The organism is Pseudoalteromonas sp. SG43-4 (genome assembly GCF_014164325.1).
Lineage (GTDB): Bacteria > Pseudomonadota > Gammaproteobacteria > Enterobacterales > Alteromonadaceae > Pseudoalteromonas > Pseudoalteromonas distincta.
In genome coordinates this window covers 1-448 of the sequence record NZ_JACJFB010000062.1, presented here as the reverse complement: position 1 = coordinate 448, position 448 = coordinate 1, and the positions used below count along the sequence as shown (strand labels likewise).

At 43.1% G+C, this 448-nt stretch carries 1 protein-coding gene; it reads right to left on the bottom strand.

Annotated elements, in window-relative coordinates:
* Nucleotides 1-448: hypothetical protein (locus H5160_RS20160; RefSeq protein ID WP_182738546.1), on the bottom strand; the 448-nt coding region annotated here is incomplete at both ends.

The window sequence follows — 448 nt, the reverse complement described above, 5'->3', positions numbered from 1 at the left end:
CACCCGTTGTGGTACCTGTAATTTCAACGTTTACGTTTTCATCATTGCCGTTAATTACGTCATCGTTTGTATCGTTGATATCAACTGTTATTGCAACTGTAGTGTCTTTGGTAAAGCTGGTTTCGATTGTGGCTAAATTGCCTTCAACATCTAGTGCGCTCACACTGGCTGTAATTTCACCATCAGCAAGGCCTGAAATATTAGTGGCATTTATTGCCCACTCACCTGCGCTATTAATCGCGACGTTTTCGACCGTGACTTTCTTACCGTCTTTATCGGTAAATACCACGGTGGCTGTTTGATTTGCATCGGCTTCATCTATTACACCGCTTACGACTACATTACTTTGCTCTGCAGTATTAATAACAGCGTCATCACCTGTTGCAACATCAATGCTGGTTACGGCTGTTTTATCGTGAATGGCGGTGTCTGTAGCGGTTGCTGTATT